Genomic DNA, 17,507 nt, shown 5'->3' on the forward strand with positions numbered 1-17,507 from the left:
ACATGCTTGATCGCCTCCTCGAACCCGAATACATGGACACCGCCGAGGATGCGGTGTCTTACGACACGATGGATCATTCCGGCGTAAACCGGGTGTTCATCGCCGACTTTTTGAGTGTGTGGAATGGCCGTTCGCCCATTGTGGATGTCGGCACGGGGACTGCCCAGATTCCGGTGGAATTCTGCCGGCAATCGGCGACTGGCGAGATCGTCGCTTTGGATGCAGCCGAGGAAATGCTGACGCTGGCGAGACGAAATATCGAGGCAGCCGGTTTCTCCTCCCGCGTTACTTGTCAGCAGGCCGACGCCAAGCACATTCCGTTTGCGGATGGCTCTGTGGCGGCTGTGATGTCAAACAGCATCATTCATCACATTCCAGAACCGCGAACCGTGTTCCGCGAGATGAAACGAATGGCCGCTGCGGGGGCGACCATTTTCGTGCGTGATTTGCTGCGCCCGGAAGACACCGAGGAACTCAACGGCCTCGTGAACACCTATTGCGGCAACGAGAACCCGCACCAACAGCGGATGTTTGCCGAATCGCTGCACGCCGCCCTCACGTTGGAGGAGGTGAGGGAGATTGTCGAAGAACTCGGCTTCGATCCCGAGGACGTGAAACAAACCACCGATCGCCATTGGACGTGGAGCGTGGCGGGTGATCGTTCGTGAACATCTTCGCCAATTTCTTTGCCCGCGTCGGCGAGTTCACCCGGTTCGCCGGCGAGGCATTCATCGCCGCCCTTGAAAGCGTCCGGCAACCGGGGGCGGTGCTTCAACAACTTTATGCGGTGTTTATCGGAGCATTGCCGCTTGGTGTGGTTACCGGCGTGGCCCTCGGGGCGGTGGTGTGGATGCACACCTATTCCGTGCTGGCCCGTACCGGCACGGTCGATTACCTCCCCACGGCCCTCGCGGCGGCGGTGCTGTTGGAACTCGCCCCCATCGGAGCCGGGTTGATTGTCGCCGCCCGCACCGGGGCGAGCCTCGGGGCCGAACTCGGGGCGATGAAACTCGGCGAACAACTGGATGCGCTGGAACTCTTCGGCGAATCACCCACGAAAGTGCTGGTCGGCCCCCGTGTGCTGGCCTGCATGTTGAGCCTGCCGCTGTTGCATGTCTTCATCGCGGCATTGGCTCTCCTGAGCGGGTTCCTTGCCGAGAGCGTGGTCGGGCACACGAACTGGCTTCACTATCAGGAAGCATGCCGTCGGGAGTTGTACCCGCGAGAAGTGATTCCCGCCGGGTTCAAGACGGTGGTGTTTGGTTTCCTCATCGGCGTGGCTGGTTGCGAAGCCGGCCTGCGGGCGACCGGCGGCACCGAGGGCATCGGCCGCGCGGCCACCAGTGGTGTCGTGCTGGCTTGTCTGCTGGCCTTGGCATCTGATGTGTTGCTGGTCGGCCTCATCCGGGCGGCGGGGTGATCCCGTCACACCGGCGATCCTCGCAGCGAATCAATAAAAGCCTTTGCCTCCGGGCTTGGCTCATCGCCGCGACGCAGCAGGACGCCGGAATGAATTGGCGGGATCTGGTCGCCCAGGCTTTTCACTCCGACTTTCCGGCCGCGTGTCACCGACCTGTCCGGCATCAGCGGCACCACCGAGACGCCCAAGCCGGCTTCGACCATCCGAACCACAATTTCCGTCGTCGTCATTTCCATCGCCACCAGTGGCGACAGTCCTTGGGCATGGAACGCATCCATGACATGCTGCCGGCCGGTTGAGCCTCGCTCGAAGACGATCAGCGGCGTTTGAGCCAGGTCCGACAATTTGATCCGAGGCTTGCGTAACAACGGATGTCGTGGCGGAGCAATCAGGCTCCAATCGAGTGAAAACAGGTGAATATAGTCGAGGTCGGCGCCGGAATCGTAGGGAGCGGCCACGCCCAAATCAACATCGGGATCGCGGAGAAGCGTCGCCTCCACTTCTGATTCCGTTCGCGTGGAAAGCCGCACCCGAACCCCCGGATTGGACGCATGGAAACGGCGAACGGCCTTGATGAGCACATAGAGGATCAGATATTCCGTCGCGGCCAGATGGACTTCCCGCGAACCGGCGGAACCGAACAACTCCCCCATTTGGCGGGCACGATCAAGGAAGGCCCGCGCGTGTGGCAGGAACGCCTCGCCTTGCGGAGTGAGCGGCGACCGCAGCCGCCGGCCCCGGCTCTTGTGGTATAACTCCACGCCAAGCTGCCTTTCCAGCACAAGCAACCGATTCCTCAATCCCTGTTCGGTGACGTGCGATTCTCTCGCGGCCTCACGCAGGCTGCCGTGGCGGGCCAGTTCAACGAATGCCGAGACTTGTTCGGTTGAAACGGCGGGAACTGACTGCGACATGGCTGACATCCGAAGGGAAAACGGGCCGTTTTATTAAACAACATTCTCCTTGATGAATTAAACAACAAACAATTTTTCCACTGTTAGATGGCAGATGTACCATGCAGACAGCATCGTGAGCAAGTTCCGATGTGTCTCTCTGGGGAGGATTGGACGATGAATACTTTTCGAGCCGGCCGGATTGTGTCGGCCGCAATGAAACACAGCCTCTTGGTCATGCTGGCCTTGTGGGCGGGCGACGTTGGCGCCAAGGAACCCGAGAAGTTTGTGGTGCATGAATGGGGCACCTTCAGCACCTTCTCCGGCTCTGACGGGAAAAATCTGAAGTTCCACCCGAATGACAGCGATTTGCCGGAGTTTGTGCATGGCCGGCACCGCAATGTCAAAGGGGGCGTGGCTGATGTCTTGGTCAGCCTTGAGACGCCGGTGATGTACTTCTACAGCGACCGCGACCGGACGGTATCCGTGCAGGTTGACTTTCCGAAGGGCGTGATGACGGACTGGTATCCGCAGGCAAGCCGGCCACCGACGCATGACCTGCGTTGGGACAATATCAAATTGCTGACAAAGTGCGGCCGACAGTTGCCGGGCGAGAGTGAAAAGGGCCGTTATTTCGCGGCTCGCGAGACGGACTCGTTGTTCGTCGAAATCGCTGAAAATGACCGGCGGGAGTCTGAGAAATTCCTCTTCTATCGTGGCGTGGGAGATTTCGGAATGCCACTCAAAGTTCGCGCCCAAGGGAGTGGCGTCTTCAACGTAAAGAACACCGGCAAGGACATGGTTCCGGCTTTCATTCTGCTGCGATCACAGGACGGCAAAATTGCTTTTCAGAAGTTCGGACGCTTGGAAGCCGGGGCCGAGTTGAAGGTCGAGGAACCTTCGGCGGCATCGACCACCGATAAGCTCGCCGTGACAGTCATTGCCTTGTTGATCGAGCAGGGCCTGTATGAAAAGGAAGCCCGAGCGATGGTGAAGACTTGGAGGAGCGACTGGTTCAGTGAAGAGGGCACTCGCGTCCTTTATCTGGTTTCAGAACCGGTGACGGCCGATTTCCTGCCGGTGAAAATTGAGCCGAAGCCCGATCAAATTGTGCGGGTGATGGTTGGCCGGCACGACGTGCTTTCCCCCGAACGCGAACGGGATATTGACTCACTGGTGAAACGGGTGAACGGCGAATCGAACCAAGACGCCAAACTGGCCGATCAGGCGCTGAACAAACTGGGCCGTTATCGCTGGGCCGCTCAGTATGCCGCCGAAGCAAGGATCAAGGCGAATGCCGGGGTGCGGACGGATCGCTAACCATCATGTTTGCGATTTCGAGTTCTGCCCATGCGAAAACGCCCGCCACACAAATCTGAATTGGTGGCGGGTGTTTGCTTTGCCAGTTACTCGCCCAAGCTCTTCAAGATGGTCATGGCGACGAGACGGTTGCCGGCGTCGTTGAGGTGGACGCGGTCGGTGGTGAGGATGCCCGATTCTTTTTTGTCTTTGTTGCCTTCCTTCAGGTGATCGACGAAGGCATTGCGAAGATCGCACAGATTCAGGTTCAGTTCCTTGGCGACCTTGCGGCTGATGTTGGCGTATTCGTCCAGCTTCGCGTCCAGTTTGTTGGCGCCGCCCGGCAGTTCGCCGATGACCGTCGGGGTGCAAAGGATGACTTGGGCGCCCGCCTTGGTGCATTTGCCGATCACTTCCTTGAGACCGGATTCAAAAACCTCCGGGGTGGTGCCGTTCTTGGGGTTGCTCTCGCCGTGCCAGACATCGTTGATGCCGATGTAGATCACCACGATGGTCGGCTTCTTGGCGATCACATCTTTGTCGACTCGTCTTTGGAGATCGGGCACTTTGTTGCCGCTGATGCCCGCGCCGACACATTCAATGCCCAAGTCTTTTTTCTTCTCGGCCAACTGATTGCGGATGACTTGGATGTAACCCTTGCCGCCGTTGCCGCCTTGGGTGATGGAATCTCCGAGGAAAACAATGCGGTCTTCTTTCTTCAGCGTGACCGGGGAGGGGTCCGCAAACAAAGAGGGGGTGATGATGGTCATGGTGAGAGCCGCCAAAACCAAACTGGCCGAACGGGGCATGAGACATCTCCAAAAAAGTAAAAGCGGGCGAGGAGATAGCATGCCATATCTTGGGGCGCATGACCAGAATTCATTTTGCCGAGGACGTGAAAAATGCACCGGAAAACGTGGCTGGTTATTTTTTCTCCGTCTCTGGCACGTCTTGGATGATCTGGGCGAGCAGGGTGTCGGCGGCGATGTTTTCGGCCTGGGCCTCGAAGTTGAGCAGCACCCGATGGCGCATGGCCGGGAGATAGGCTTTGCGGATGTCCTCGAAACTCACGTTGTAGCGCCCGGCCAGCAAGGCCTGCACTTTGGCGGCGAGGATCAGGGCTTGGGCGCCGCGAGGGCTGGCGCCCACTCGGAAATAGCGGTTCGTCACGGCCGGGGCGAATTCACCCTGCGGGTGTGTGGCGAGCAACAGCCGGATGGCGTAATCCTGAATCGGCGGGGCGACGAGAATTTCCCGCACCAACGCCTGCCACTTCATGATTTCCGGGCCTTCCATGACCTTGGCGGGGGCGGCCCAATCGTTCTTGGTTGTGCGGTCGAGAATGCGGTTCAAGTCGTCCCGTGTCACAAAGGGGACGATCAGCTTGAAGAAGAAACGGTCCAGTTGCGCTTCCGGCAGCGGGTATGTTCCTTCTTGCTCGATGGGGTTCTGCGTGGCCAGCACGAAGAACGGTTCTTCGAGGATATGCTGTGTTCCGGCGATGGTCACCCGGTGTTCTTGCATCGCCTCCAACAGGGCCGATTGCGTCTTCGGGGTGGCCCGGTTGATTTCGTCCGCGAGGAGGATTTGGGCGAAGATCGGCCCGGCTTGGAAACTGAACGCCCGGCGGCCTTCGTGTTCGGTGATGATGTTCGTGCCGAGGATGTCCGAGGGCATCAGGTCGGGGGTGAACTGCACGCGGGAAAACTTCAGATCAAGCACCGAGGCCAGCGTGCGGACGAGCAGCGTCTTCCCCAAACCGGGGACGCCTTCCAACAACACATGGCCGCCGCAGAATAGGCAGGTGAGGACGCCGCGAACCACGTCCGGCTGGCCGACGATCACTTTGCCGATCTCGGTTTCCACTTGCTTGAAGCGTTCGCGGAATTGCTGTGATTGTTCGATCATCGACATGGGTGGTTCCTATTCCGATTCCGGGTCGCGGTCCGTGGGGGCGCGTTTCTTGGCCGCCCGCAGTTTGCTGAAATAATCCGTGCCTCCCTCGTCGGGCTTCGTCTCCGGCTTCTTCGGCGGCGGGGGAGGAGGCGTGAACGCCGGCTGCGGGGGCTTGGTTTCCATCTCGTCGGCCCCGCCGGTCGGGGCGGCGGTCGTTGTTGATTCCGGCTCGAATTTGCGGCTGGCCTTTTCGTTTTCAAGTTGCTCAGCCGTCGCGGTCTTTTTGTTTCGCAGGCGGGAGATGAATTCGTCTTCCGGCCCGGTTTTCGCCTTCGTCATTGCTCGTTTGCGTAACTTCGCCCACCAACGGTTGGCCAGTTCGGTCACCTCATGGCGTTCCACGGTGATTCGGCGATTGGCCACGTCGATGATCAACAACAGGCAGGCGGCGAACACCAGCCAGTACCAAAGCGGCAACAAGGCCCGGATGATTTCCGGGGCGGGGCGGTAAATATCGCCGCTGGCGGCCAGATCCTTCAGTGTCTTGGCGTCCTCCGCATGGACGGTCCCGCCGGTGAGCCGGGCGAGTGTCTTCAACAGCGTGGCGTTGGTTTCCAGATCGGCAAACTCGGGGGAATAACTGATGGTCACGCCGGATCGGCGGCTGTCCACCACCCGCTCGACTTCCTGCTCGATCTCCACCGGTTGGCCGTTGTCCACGTAGGCTAGTTTGCCGTCCGGCAGTTTCTTCACGGGGGTGCCGTCGGTGAGTTGTAACTGGCCGTTCTTCTCCACGGTGGTCATCGGCAAGCCGTTTCTGAAACGGCCCTTGTAGGCTTGGGTGCGTTGCCGGGCCTGGGCGTTGACGATGTACGATCCCGCCTGGTCGGCCTTGAACTCGGCTTCGTAATAACCCCCCGCCCGTTGCTCGAATTTCAGTTCCACCGGCGGAACGCCTTCGCCACCGCCAATCGGGGCCGAGACTTTGCCGGTTAGCTTCAAATCGGTGATGGGCTTGTTGTTCTCGTCGCGGGCCTCGACGACCACTCGCACTTTCCCCTCGCGGTATTCCGTGGTCAGCACCATGCGGTCGGTTTCCAGCCCCCGCATCGCCCAGCCGACGACTTGTTCCCAGAACTTCAGGTAAATCTCGCTGCCCGCCCAGTCACGGTCCCAGCCGAGCTTGGGATTGCCGGGCGTGGTGCGGGCGTCCGAGGTGAACGCGGCCGACCGGCCGAGGCCGTACTGCCAGGTGGCGAGGATCGGGAATCGTTGGTCGAAGGTCTTCGGCCCCTCCACCAGCATTTCCGCAAGCGGAGAATTCTTGAGCGTTGTGCGGATGAACCCGTACAGGTCCGGCAAGTTGGGATCGAGTTTGTCGGTCGGCCCGCTGTGGCTAACGAGCTTCGGATTGAACTTCTTCTCGAAGAGATACGATTGCGACACCCGGCGACTTTCCCGCATGTAAATCTCGGGGAGTTGTTCGGGATTCTTCACGTTGTAATACTTCCCGCCGGGGGCCGCTCCGTCCGCGATTTCTCCCATGACCACGTCTTGGGCCGGGCTGTGTGTCGCCACGCCAACCGTCGAACAGGTGATCTTGTTTTCCTTCATCTTGGCGAGGGCCGCGCGGCCCGGCACGCCGAGCGGGGGGTCGCCGTCGCTGATGAGGATGCAATGTTTCACTGCCAATCCATGCTGCGGATCGGCAAGGGTGTCGGCGGCGGCCTTCAAAAACGGGTCAAAGTCCGGCATGTCACCGGGGACCATCCGGTCAATCATCCCTTTCAATCGGGCCTTGTCCTCGCCGACTTCCTGAAAGGGAACGTGCCACTTGGTGCTGCCGTCGTAATAGAGCACGCCCAGCATGTCCACGGCGTTGAGCCGGTCGATGGCCAGCTTGGCGATTTCCTTTTGCCACTTGTTGCCGTCTGCCAGCTCAGAGGCGTGCATGATCAGCACCAAGCCCCCCCGGCCGGCCGCTTTCAACGCCTTGATTTCACTGTCCACCGGCAACGCGGCTTCAATCGGGGTTTTGTGATAGCCCCCGGCGCCGTAACTCTCCGGGCCGCCGACGAACACCAAGCCGCAGCCTTGGTCGTAGGTGTTCGCCCGGATGGCCTCATGTTGGTCTTTGCTGAAACGGTCGGCCGGAATGTCTCCGATGATGAGGCAATCGTAATTGCTCAGGAACACCGTGAGTTCATCTCGGTTTTGCGGCAATCGGGCCACCGGCACAGGTAGCACTTGGAACTTGGCCCCGCGCAATTGGTCGATGAGGTGTTGATGCGGGAAAGAGCCGTTCTCCAAAACATCCGGTTCCAAGAACAACACCCGTCGCGATCCTCTGGCGATCACGTGGGCGAGGGCTTTGTTGTTCTGAATGCGGTCCCCGGCCAGTCCGGCGGTGTGATCGGTGTTGTCCGGATTGGCGGAGCCTTCCGGGATGAACACCGCCCGGTAGCTGTAGGACAATTCCTCTTCGCCCTTGCCCTCCGCTTTGTCACGGAAGACGAAACGATTTAATCCCGGAACCAATCGCACGGCATACGGCGACTCTTCTTTTTCGCCCCGGCCAACAAGAGCGATCGGCCGGTCTTTGCCGTCACGGTTTTGCAGGAGTTCCAGTTTGCCGAAGACCACCCGGCTCGGATGGGCGTTCCGCACGATCACGCTCACGGGCAATCGTGCGCCCCGCGTTGTCTGCTGCGGGGCTTCCACCGATTGGATCAATACTTCGTTTTGAAGCCGATACCCTTCAGCAAGCGGGATCACGTCGATCTGGATGCCGTTCTGCTTCGCAAGGGCAGCTTGATCCTCGGCGTTGCCGAGGTTCTCGTTTCCATCGGAAATCAGCACCACCCGCTTGCCGGTTCCCTCGGGGAAAGAAGCCATCGCCAGTTTCAATGCGGCGGCGATATCCGTGTAATTCGGGTCCATCGTCCCGGCAAAGGCATCGGTGACGATCATCCGGTCCACTAATGCGGGGGGCAGCACCAGTTTCGGCCGACGGGCGAACATGATCGCTCCGGACAAATCATTCCGGTGGCCGGGGCCGCGCTGCTGGGTGGCCGCGTTGATGAATTGTTGAATGCGAAGCCAGCGCCGGTCTCGTTCTCCCTCGCTGCCGATGGTTTCCAATTCCGGCGGCACGCTCAAGGAGCGGTCGATCACATAGATCACGCAGACGTTTTCGTTCGGCCGCCGCAACCGGGGTTCCGACAGGGTGACCACCAGCACGGCCACCAACAGGCTGCGGATGCTCAACGCCATCCACCGGCGAATCGGCCCCAATCCGGCGAGACTTTGAAAGCTCAGATAGACCAACAAGGGAATGAGGATTAACCCGGTGAGCCACCACGGTTGGACAAAGTCCACCGTGCCGAGCGTGCGAAAACCGGTGACGCCCCATGACTGAATTAATCGACCGGCGAACCCGCCGAGACCGAAGACCAATGCGCCGCCCAAGGTCCGCATCAACCGCCGCGACCATCCGCCGGTGATGAGCAGATTCACCAACTTCAGGGCCATTAGGCCGACGACGCCGAGACAAAACCAACCGGCGATCTCGGCCGGTTTCGTCTTTTCAATCGTCACGAACGGCCAGGCAAAATAACCGGCCAGCGTCAACCCGGCTATGACCGGCCACGTCGGCGAGACTCGCCGCCCCAACCCAAGGCGGGCCAGCGCAACCACGATCACCGCCGCGAGGGCGGTGACCAGCCAATGTTCGCCAAGGATCGCCAGAAGGTTGGTCATCGGTTTAGAACTTGATCCGTTGGACGCGATGGTTTTCGGTGTCGATCACATGAACCCGGCCTTTTTTATCCACGACCAATCCCCAAGGATCGGCCAACTGTCCCGGCAATCGGCCATTCTTGCCGCCCCATACTCCCTCAGAGACGCCATCCATCGTGAACCGTTGCACGCGATGGTTGCCCCGTTCCACCACATAGAGTTGTTTCTTTGGGCCAAAAGCCAGATCGTAAGGATATTTCAACTCGCCGGGTTCGGTGCCTTCGCGACCGATCACCCGAACCAAATCGCCGTCGCGAGTGAAAACTTGCACGCGATGATTGCAGCCATCGGCCACATATAAGTTCCCGTCAGGTCCGAGGGCAAGGGCTCTTGGCCGGTTGAATTCCCCCGGTTCTATCCCCGGCTTGCCCCATGATTTCACAAAGGAGCCATCCGCCTTGAGTTTGGTGATGCGCTCATTGATGCCGAATTCGGAGACGTAAAAAAAACCATCCGCATCCTGCACGGCATCGCTCAGGTAGCCAAACTCGCCGGGGCCGTTCCCGGATCGGCCGCCGATGGTTTGAACTTCGTTTGAGTCTGTGTCATAGATGCGCAACGTGTGGTAATGCGAGTCACACACCATCAACCGGCCGTCGTTGGTCACGCCCAATCCGCTGGGTCGGCCGTTTCGATAATCCGGCGTGGTGAAGGTTGGCCCGAGATATTGTCCGTCCAGATCGAACGCCTGCACTCTTGCGGTGAAATCCACCACCCAGAGGCGGTCTTGCCCGTCGATCACCGCCGCCCGCGGACGGACGAAATCCCCGTCCCGCACGCCTCGCTGCCCCCAGACAGCCTCCGGCTTCGCGGACGTTCCGCATCCCCCGAGGAATGCCGACAGGCAGACGGCGAACAGGAGGCCGGAGATACGAGAAGGCGTCATGCGGGTTTTGCCGTTCCTGCGAATTAATGCTCAACTTATCCGAAACAAGGGGACTCCGCAATCATCTTGTTCTCCCGTATCAATAAGTGTAATCCCTGCCATCTGTTAGACACTTCAAGGAGTTCTGACCGTGATTCGACTCTCCTGGCTCTTCGCCGGGTTCATCGCCCTCAGTTTGGGCCTTGCCCCTGTTCATGCCCAACCGGAAGCCTCGCCCGTCCTGATTTACGTGACCGTGCCACCGGACGCCACGCTGGAAGTGGACGGCACGATCGTGAAACAAACCGGGCCGGAACGGCGGCTCATTACCCCGACACTCAAGTTCGGCGAAAAAGCCCAATACAAACTGACGGCCACCTTCACCCGCAACGGCGAAAAGGTGACAGTCACGGAGACGGTCACCGTTCAAGCGGGCGTGATTTCCAAGGTCGATCTGACGAAGGCACCGGCCGTCGAGCCCAAGAAGATGGAGCCGAAGAAGGAAGAGCCCAAGAAAGAAGAGCCGAAAAAGGTTGAACCCAAAAAAGAGGAGCCGAAGAAGGAAGAGCCCAAGAAGGTCGATCCCAAGCCGGAACCCAAGAAAGAAGAGCCCAAGGTTGAGCCGAAAAAGGAAGAACCCAAGGTTGAGCCGAAGAAGGTTGATCCCAAACCGGAGATGAAGAAGGAAGAACCGAAGAAGGTCGAGCCGAAACCGGAACCCAAGAAAGAAGAGCCCAAGAAAGTCGAGCCGAAGCCGGAACCTAAGAAAGAAGAGCCGAAGAAGGAAGAACCCAAGAAGGTTGAGCCGAAGAAGCCGGAACCCCGGTTGGATGTGCCTTATGTTCCCACCCCGGACAAGGTCGTTGAAGAGATGCTGAAGATGGCCAATGTCACCGACAAGGACGTGGTCTATGACCTCGGCTGCGGCGATGGCCGCATCGTGGTGACGGCCGTGAAGAAGTACAAGGCGAAGAAAGGACTTGGCGTCGAACTTTCCCCGGAACGGGTGAAACTCTCCAAAGAAACCGCCGAAAAAGCAGGAGTGTCGGACAAGGTGGAAATCCGCGAGGGAGACGTGCTGAAGATCACCGACGTTTCCGAAGCCAGCGTCGTGACTCTTTATCTGTTGCCGGACATCAACCAAAAGCTGAAGCCGATCCTGCAAAAAACGCTGAAGCCCGGTTCGCGGGTCGTCTCGCACGACTTCGATATGGGCGGCGACTGGAAGCCGGAAAAGGAAACGACCGTCAAGGATGAGGTTGGCCGCGAACACACGATCTACCTGTGGACCATTCCGGAGCCGAAGAAAATCGAGCCGAAGAAGGAAGAACCCAAGAAGGTTGAACCGAAAAAGGAAGAACCCAAGAAAGAAGAGCCTAAGAAGGTCGAGCCGAAGAAGGAAGAACCCAAGAAAGTCGAACAACCCAAGCCGGTTGCTCCGGCTGTTGAACCGAAGAAGACCGAAGAGCCGAAGAAAGTCAGCAAACTGCGACTGGACGTACCTTATGTCCCCACTCCGCAAACGGTCGTTGATGAGATGCTGAAAATGGCCGGAGTGAAGGAAGGCGACGTGGTCTATGACTTGGGCTGCGGCGATGGCCGGATCGTGGTGTCGGCCGTGAAGAACTTCAAGGCGAAGCGGGCCGTCGGCGTGGACATCGACCCGACTCGCATCAAGGAATCGAAGGAAAACGCCAAGACCGCCGGGGTGGAATCCAAGGTGGAATTCCGCGAAGGGGATGTCCTCAAAATCGAAGACGTTTCCGAAGCGACCGTTGTGGCCCTCTATCTGTTCCCGGAAGTGAACGAGAAACTTCAGCCGATGTTACAAAAGTCCCTGAAGCCGGGTTCCCGGATTGTCTCCCATGATTTCCTGATGCAAGACAACTGGAAACCGGAAAAGGAAATCGACGTGAAGGATGCCAGCGGCCAGCACCATTCGATTTATCTGTGGACAGTCCCGGTGAAAAAATGATTGAATGGAGGCCAGACAGATGATCGCCAATGATCTGACCTCCCTGAGACATATCCATGAGCACCCGGTACGACGCGATCATCATCGGCGGCGGGCATAATGGCTTGGTCACCGCCGCTTATCTCGGCAAGGCGGGGAAAAAAGTTCTTGTGCTGGAACGCCGGGGTGTATTGGGTGGATGTGCCGTCACCGAGGAGATTTGGCCGGGTTACAAGGTTTCGACGGCTGCTTATGTGAATAGCCTGTTCCGGCCCGAGATCATTCGGGATCTGGAACTGAAAAAGCATGGCTTCCAGATGCTGCCGCGAAGCCCCTCTTCGTTCACGCCGTTTCCGGACGGCCGATACTTGATGATGGGGCCGGACAAGGAGATGACTCGCCGGGCGGTGGCCAAATTCTCCACAAAAGATGCCGAGAATCTTCCGAAATACGAAGACATGCTGATGCGAGTCGCAGATTTCCTCGAACCGCAACTCACGCAAATCCCCCCTGATCCTTTCTCCGGCATCGGCAACTTGTTTCAACTTGGCAAGATCGGTCTCAATTTCCGCAAGCTCGGCCGGCAAACCGCCACCGAGGCTGTCGAGGTGCTGACCGGGGCGGCCACTCCAATCTTGGATCGCTGGTTCGAGAGTGATGAACTGAAAGCGACGCTGGCCACCGATGCCGTCATCGGGGCGTTTGCTCCGCCTTCCCACCCCGGCACCGCGTATGTGCTGTTTCACCATGTGATGGGCGAATGCGACGGGGCCAGAGGGGTGTGGGGCTATGTGAAAGGGGGCATCGGCATGATTGCCGCCAGCACGGCTCGCGCGGCCGAGTCGTTTGGCGTCGAGATTCGCCCAAACTCCGAGGTGGCGAAGATCAACACAAAGAACGGCTCCGTCACGGGCGTGACTCTGAAAGACGGCACGGAATTCACGGCCCCGGTAGTGGCCTCCAGTGTCGATTGTAATCTGACGTTCTTGAAGTTCATGGATGAAAAAGACTTGCCCGGCGAGTTTGTTGCGGCTGTCAAAAAGATTGATTACAGTTCGGCGACGGTGAAGATCAACGTCGCCCTTTCCGAACCACCGCAGTTCAATTGCCTGCCCGGAACCGCCATCGGCCCGCAGCATCACGGCACGATGCACATCTGCCCGAGCATGGAATACATCGAACGGGCTTACGACGACGCCAAGTACGGCAAACCGGCCACGAACCCGATGCTCGAATGCACGATGGCCACCGCCGTCGATCCGAGTTTGGCCCCCGTGGGCAAGCACATCCTGAGCATGTTCATCCAGTATGCCCCGTATCACCTCAAAGACTCGACATGGGATGTGGAACGGGATCGCTTTGCCGACCGCTGTTTCGACATCTTGAACGAATATGCCCCGAATTTCAAAGCCTCGGTGATCGACCGGCAAATTCTGGCCCCGCCGGATCTAGAACGCATCTATGGCATCACCGGCGGCAACATCATGCAAGGGGCGATGAGCCTCTCCAGCATGTTCTCGTTCCGCCCGGTCGCCGGGTTTGCAAACTATCAAACTCCGATTCGCGGCCTCTACATGTGCGGTGCTGCCGCCCACCCCGGTGGCGGCGTGATGGGTGCCGCCGGGTGGAACGCCTCAAGGGTGATTCTCAAGGATCGCGTTCGATAGACGCTTGGGAGCATTTTCAGTGAATCATTCTCAGGCGTTTTCGCCGGACTATGCCACGGCAAGACGCCGATTCCGCGAGGCCGTGACCCGGCTGGGCTGGGAGTTGGAAGCCTTTCCGATTGGCGGTGTCGGCCCGAATGGCGAAGAACTCGCCTTTGATGTGGCCTGTTCCCCCGGCGGCGATTTTGCCAACTCCTTGGTTGTCTCCGGCGGTCTCCACGGAGTCGAGGGGTTCTTCGGATCGGCGGTACAACTGGCCCTGCTTGACGGTTGGGCAAATGGTTCCAAGCCGCTTCCCCGGTTGAATTGCGTGTTGTTGCACGGACTCAATCCGCACGGGTTCGCCTGGCTTCGGCGGTTTGACGAGAACAACGTCGATCCCAACCGCAACTTTCTTCTTCCCGGCGAACTCTATTCCGGTTCGCCGGCCAAATATCCCCAATTCAATTCGTTCTTGAATCCCGAACGGCCCCCCTCCGCGTGGGAGCCGTTTACGCTCAAGGCTCTGTGGATGATCGCCCGGCACGGTATGTCGGCCGTCAAGCAAGCGGTGGCCGCCGGGCAATACGACTTTCCCAAAGGGGTGTTTTACGGCGGGGCCGGTCCGTCTCGCACCAATCAATTGTTGGACGAACATCTGCCCCGCTGGTTGAAGGGAAGCCGGGAGGTGGTGCATCTCGATTTTCACACCGGATTGGGCCGCTTCGCCGAGTGCAAGCTGCTCATTGACTATCCGCTGACAGACCGGCAACGAACCCGCCTGATGGATTGGTACGGAACTGGGTCGTATGAGGACTGTGGACCCTCGGGGATCAGTTACGATGCCCGAGGCGGGTTTGGGCACTGGTGTGTTTCCCGCCGGTTCGCCGACGATTATTTGTTCGCCTGCGCCGAGTTCGGCACCTATGGGCCGATTCCGATGTTCGCGGGCGTCCGGGCCGAGAATCAGGCGCATCATTGGGGAAAGCCGAATGCCGCCGGGACGATCCGGGCCAAAAAACGATTGCGAGAGTTGTTTTCTCCCTCGTCCGATGAGTGGCGGTCAAGGGTGTTGAAGCACGGGATCGAATTGGTCGACCGGGCGGTTGCCGGGCTGACAAACGATGCGGCGAAGCCTGTCTGACAAGGTGGCATTTCGGCCCGGTTGCCCTACTCGCCCACCGGGTTTCCCCTAAACCGATTCCATGTGTTGAAGTCCCGAAAAAGCACTCTCCCCAGTGGGTTGCCATGTCGTTCTTTCCCGAAATTTCCAAGATCAAATACGAAGGGGCGGACAGCAAGAATCCGCTCGCATTCCGGCACTACAACCCGGATGAAGTGGTCGAAGGCAAGACCATGAAGGAACACCTGCGGTTTGCCGTGTGCTACTGGCACACCTTCCGCGGAACCGGGAGCGATCCATTCGGGCCGGGGTGTGCCGTGCGGCCGTGGGAAGACGGCACGGACAGCTTGGAAATGGCCCTCAAGCGAGTGGACGTGGCTTTCGAGTTCATCGAAAAGCTCGACGTGCCGTTCTACTGCTTCCACGATCGCGATGTGTCCCCCGAAGGGAAGAACCTAGCCGAGACGAACAAAAATCTGGATGCCGTCGCCGCCAAACTGAAGGCAGCCCAAGCCCGCACGGGAATCAAGCTCCTCTGGGGCACGGCCAACCTGTTCAGCAACCCGCGATTTGTCCACGGGGCCAGCACCAGTTGCAACGCCGATGTGTTTGCTTATGCCGGGGCGCAGGTGAAGAAAGCCCTCGAAGTGACCAAGGAACTCGGCGGCGAGAACTATGTGTTCTGGGGCGGTCGCGAAGGTTACATGAACCTCCTGAACACCAACCTGCGGCGTGAATTCGACCACCTCGCCAAGTTTCTGCACATGGCCGTCGATTATGCGAAGAAGATCGGCTTCACCGGTCAATTCCTGATCGAACCCAAGCCGAAGGAACCGACCACACACCAATACGACAGTGATTGCGCCGCCTGCACGGCCTTCCTGAAGACCTACGATCTCGACAAGTATTTCAAGCTTAACATTGAGACTAACCATGCCACGCTGGCCGGTCACACAATGTACCACGAACTGACCTACGCCAGTTCTTACGGAATGCTCGGCTCCATCGACGCCAATCGCGGCGACTTGCTCCTCGGCTGGGACACGGACCAATTCCCCACCAACCTGTACGAAACCGCCCAGGTGATGCTCGTCGTGTTGGGTCAAAAGGGCATCGGCTCCGGTGGTTTGAACTTCGACGCCAAGGTTCGCCGGGAGAGCTTCGAGCCGGTGGACCTGTTCCATGCCCACATCGGCGGGATGGACGCCTTCGCCCACGGCTTGAAGATCGCCGCCGCCATCCGCAAGGACGGCGTGCTGAACGACTTCGTAAAGACCCGCTACGCCACTTGGGACACGGGCGTGGGAGCCGAGATCGAAAGCGGCAAAGCCACCTTCGAGACGCTGGAAAAATACATGCTCGCCAAGGGCGAAGCCGACAAGAATGTCTCCGGTCGTCAGGAAATGTTGGAGAACATTATTAACCGTTACATGAAATGACGGATCCATTTTTCGAGTTGGGCGACGCATGATCGAGTCAATTGCGGATCTCGTCACGTTCTTGAAGAGATTCCACCGCCATTGGCTCGATGCTCCGTCGCTCGATCCAAGTCTGATTCCGGCCGACCTGCCCCCCGGTTTGGCTACAATCTATCGGGAATTTGGTTCCTTGATGGAAATCTTGCCCGGATCCGGCAATGGCTGGTGTTCACCGTTCCACGCGCAAGATTCCCTCGTCCCGGTCCATCGCCTCAAGCGAGTTGACGGGATGATCGAATTCGCCATCGAAAATTCCGGTATCTGGTCTGCTCGCTTTCCCCTTGGCCAACCCGATCCCCCTGTGTATTCTGCCGCCGCCGATGTGTGGAACGAAGTGGAGCGTGGCTATGTGGTGGTGTGTAAGTCGCTCAACCACTTTCTCATCACATTTTGTCTGCATGAGGCGTTGTTCGGATGTCGGAACAAGGGTGCGGTTCGTGATGGACGATCTCCCGAACAAGTGTTGAACATTCCATTGCGGCCTCTGTGGCTCAACGGGTGCTATGTGCTCGGAGAACCGGACCATCATTTCTTCGTGTCTTCGGAAAATGATGTGCTGGTCATGGAATGGGCGGGTGTATGGATCGGCTCGAACATCCGATCCGTGTCCGACGTGACGAGATCATGAGGTTGTGATGAGCGAATCTCCAACCGGCCATTGGAATCAACCACCGCATTTTCAATAATGCCGACAACGGGTATCATGATCTCTGTTGAACTCGCGGGAGGCGACTCATGAACACCAATCTTCATCATGACCCAATCTACGTCAAAGTGATTGTTCGCAATGGCCAGTTGATCGTCAATGAACCGCTCAGTCTCCCTGATGGCACCGAAGGAACTGTCATTTTTGGTAACAACGCGGATGCTGATTCCGATGATGGCTGGGATAATTCCCCCGAAGGTATTGCTCGCTGGCTGGAGTGGTTCGATTCGCTCCAGCTGCTTCTCATCACCCCGAAGGAGCAGGCAGACACCGATCAATCACTTCGTGAAATGGGCGAGCAAGGATGGTTGAAAATGGAGCGTGAGGCCAAGGAAATCTATTGTCATCTCCAAGGACACTGAAATGCTCGCCATTCCGGGACTCAAGGCATTTGCGCGGTAATGACCTACCATTTTTCCGCCTGATCGA

At 58.6% G+C, this 17,507-nt stretch carries 14 protein-coding genes; 9 read left to right on the forward strand and 5 right to left on the reverse strand.

The window, feature by feature from the left end; translation table 11 throughout:
- Positions 1-2: 2 nt before the first annotated feature.
- Positions 3-668: a class I SAM-dependent methyltransferase gene (locus BGIM_RS0119015; RefSeq protein WP_020471321.1), complete on the forward strand. Its 666-nt coding sequence runs from the start codon at positions 3-5 to the stop codon at positions 666-668.
- Positions 665-1,420 carry an MlaE family ABC transporter permease gene (locus BGIM_RS0119020; protein ID WP_020471322.1) on the forward strand — a complete coding sequence of 252 codons (756 nt, stop codon included), beginning with the start codon at positions 665-667 and terminating at the stop codon, positions 1,418-1,420. The genes BGIM_RS0119015 and BGIM_RS0119020 overlap by 4 nt, the downstream gene beginning before the upstream one ends.
- A 5-nt stretch (positions 1,421-1,425) precedes the next feature.
- On the opposite strand, the gene BGIM_RS0119025 is transcribed toward BGIM_RS0119020, so the two are convergent.
- Positions 1,426-2,334 carry a LysR family transcriptional regulator gene (locus tag BGIM_RS0119025; protein ID WP_020471323.1) on the reverse strand — a complete coding sequence of 303 codons (909 nt, stop codon included), beginning with the start codon at positions 2,332-2,334 and terminating at the stop codon, positions 1,426-1,428.
- A gap of 156 nt (positions 2,335-2,490) precedes the next feature.
- On the opposite strand from BGIM_RS0119025, the gene BGIM_RS0119030 reads away from it, so the two are divergent.
- The gene (locus tag BGIM_RS0119030; RefSeq protein ID WP_020471324.1) at positions 2,491-3,633 is read left to right on the forward strand and encodes a hypothetical protein; all 1,143 of its coding nucleotides are present in this window, start codon (positions 2,491-2,493) and stop codon (positions 3,631-3,633) included.
- Between the two features lie 86 nt (positions 3,634-3,719).
- Here the strand turns inward: BGIM_RS0119030 and BGIM_RS0119035 are convergent, their stop codons facing one another.
- From BGIM_RS0119035 to BGIM_RS51220, 4 genes are all read right to left on the reverse strand, one after another.
- A complete protein-coding gene (locus BGIM_RS0119035) occupies positions 3,720-4,421 on the reverse strand; it encodes an SGNH/GDSL hydrolase family protein (protein ID WP_020471325.1) in 702 nt (233 codons plus the stop codon).
- 115 nt (positions 4,422-4,536) lie between these two features.
- A complete protein-coding gene (locus tag BGIM_RS0119040; RefSeq protein ID WP_020471326.1) occupies positions 4,537-5,526 on the reverse strand; it encodes an AAA family ATPase in 990 nt (329 codons plus the stop codon).
- A gap of 9 nt (positions 5,527-5,535) precedes the next feature.
- The gene (locus BGIM_RS0119045; RefSeq protein ID WP_020471327.1) at positions 5,536-9,267 is read right to left on the reverse strand and encodes a VWA domain-containing protein; all 3,732 of its coding nucleotides are present in this window, start codon (positions 9,265-9,267) and stop codon (positions 5,536-5,538) included.
- A gap of 4 nt (positions 9,268-9,271) precedes the next feature.
- Entirely contained in the window at positions 9,272-10,192 is a 921-nt protein-coding gene (locus BGIM_RS51220) for an NHL repeat-containing protein (protein WP_020471328.1), read from the reverse strand.
- A gap of 130 nt (positions 10,193-10,322) precedes the next feature.
- Between BGIM_RS51220 and BGIM_RS64910 the strand changes: the two genes are divergently transcribed.
- From BGIM_RS64910 to BGIM_RS0119085, 6 genes are all read left to right on the forward strand, one after another.
- On the forward strand, positions 10,323-12,146 hold the full coding sequence (locus BGIM_RS64910; RefSeq protein WP_020471329.1) for a methyltransferase domain-containing protein: 1,824 nt from the start codon (positions 10,323-10,325) through the stop codon (positions 12,144-12,146).
- Between the two features lie 56 nt (positions 12,147-12,202).
- A complete protein-coding gene (locus tag BGIM_RS0119065) occupies positions 12,203-13,792 on the forward strand; it encodes a phytoene desaturase family protein (protein ID WP_020471330.1) in 1,590 nt (529 codons plus the stop codon).
- A 19-nt stretch (positions 13,793-13,811) separates the two neighbouring features.
- Entirely contained in the window at positions 13,812-14,915 is a 1,104-nt protein-coding gene (locus BGIM_RS0119070) for a M14 family metallopeptidase (protein WP_020471331.1), read from the forward strand.
- A gap of 104 nt (positions 14,916-15,019) precedes the next feature.
- A complete protein-coding gene (gene xylA / locus BGIM_RS0119075) occupies positions 15,020-16,333 on the forward strand; it encodes a xylose isomerase (RefSeq protein WP_020471332.1) in 1,314 nt (437 codons plus the stop codon).
- 28 nt (positions 16,334-16,361) lie between these two features.
- A complete protein-coding gene (locus tag BGIM_RS0119080) occupies positions 16,362-17,000 on the forward strand; it encodes a hypothetical protein (RefSeq protein ID WP_020471333.1) in 639 nt (212 codons plus the stop codon).
- A gap of 107 nt (positions 17,001-17,107) precedes the next feature.
- Positions 17,108-17,440, forward strand: a complete 333-nt coding sequence (locus tag BGIM_RS0119085) for a hypothetical protein (RefSeq protein ID WP_020471334.1) — start codon at positions 17,108-17,110, stop codon at positions 17,438-17,440.
- Positions 17,441-17,507: the final 67 nt, after the last annotated feature.

This window comes from Zavarzinella formosa DSM 19928, from assembly GCF_000255705.1.
GTDB classification, from domain to species: Bacteria; Planctomycetota; Planctomycetia; order Gemmatales; family Gemmataceae; genus Zavarzinella; species Zavarzinella formosa.

Coding starts and splice junctions, on each gene's coding strand:
- BGIM_RS0119080 (WP_020471333.1), top strand. CDS start 16,362: ATGATCGAGTCAATTGCGGATCTCGTCACGTTCTTGAAGAGATTCCAC.
- BGIM_RS0119030 (WP_020471324.1), top strand. CDS start 2,491: ATGAATACTTTTCGAGCCGGCCGGATTGTGTCGGCCGCAATGAAACAC.
- BGIM_RS0119045 (WP_020471327.1), bottom strand. CDS start 9,267: ATGACCAACCTTCTGGCGATCCTTGGCGAACATTGGCTGGTCACCGCC.
- xylA (WP_020471332.1), top strand. CDS start 15,020: ATGTCGTTCTTTCCCGAAATTTCCAAGATCAAATACGAAGGGGCGGAC.
- BGIM_RS0119015 (WP_020471321.1), top strand. CDS start 3: ATGCTTGATCGCCTCCTCGAACCCGAATACATGGACACCGCCGAGGAT.
- BGIM_RS0119085 (WP_020471334.1), top strand. CDS start 17,108: ATGAACACCAATCTTCATCATGACCCAATCTACGTCAAAGTGATTGTT.
- BGIM_RS0119065 (WP_020471330.1), top strand. CDS start 12,203: ATGAGCACCCGGTACGACGCGATCATCATCGGCGGCGGGCATAATGGC.
- BGIM_RS51220 (WP_020471328.1), bottom strand. CDS start 10,192: ATGACGCCTTCTCGTATCTCCGGCCTCCTGTTCGCCGTCTGCCTGTCG.
- BGIM_RS0119040 (WP_020471326.1), bottom strand. CDS start 5,526: ATGTCGATGATCGAACAATCACAGCAATTCCGCGAACGCTTCAAGCAA.
- BGIM_RS0119035 (WP_020471325.1), bottom strand. CDS start 4,421: ATGCCCCGTTCGGCCAGTTTGGTTTTGGCGGCTCTCACCATGACCATC.
- BGIM_RS0119025 (WP_020471323.1), bottom strand. CDS start 2,334: ATGTCGCAGTCAGTTCCCGCCGTTTCAACCGAACAAGTCTCGGCATTC.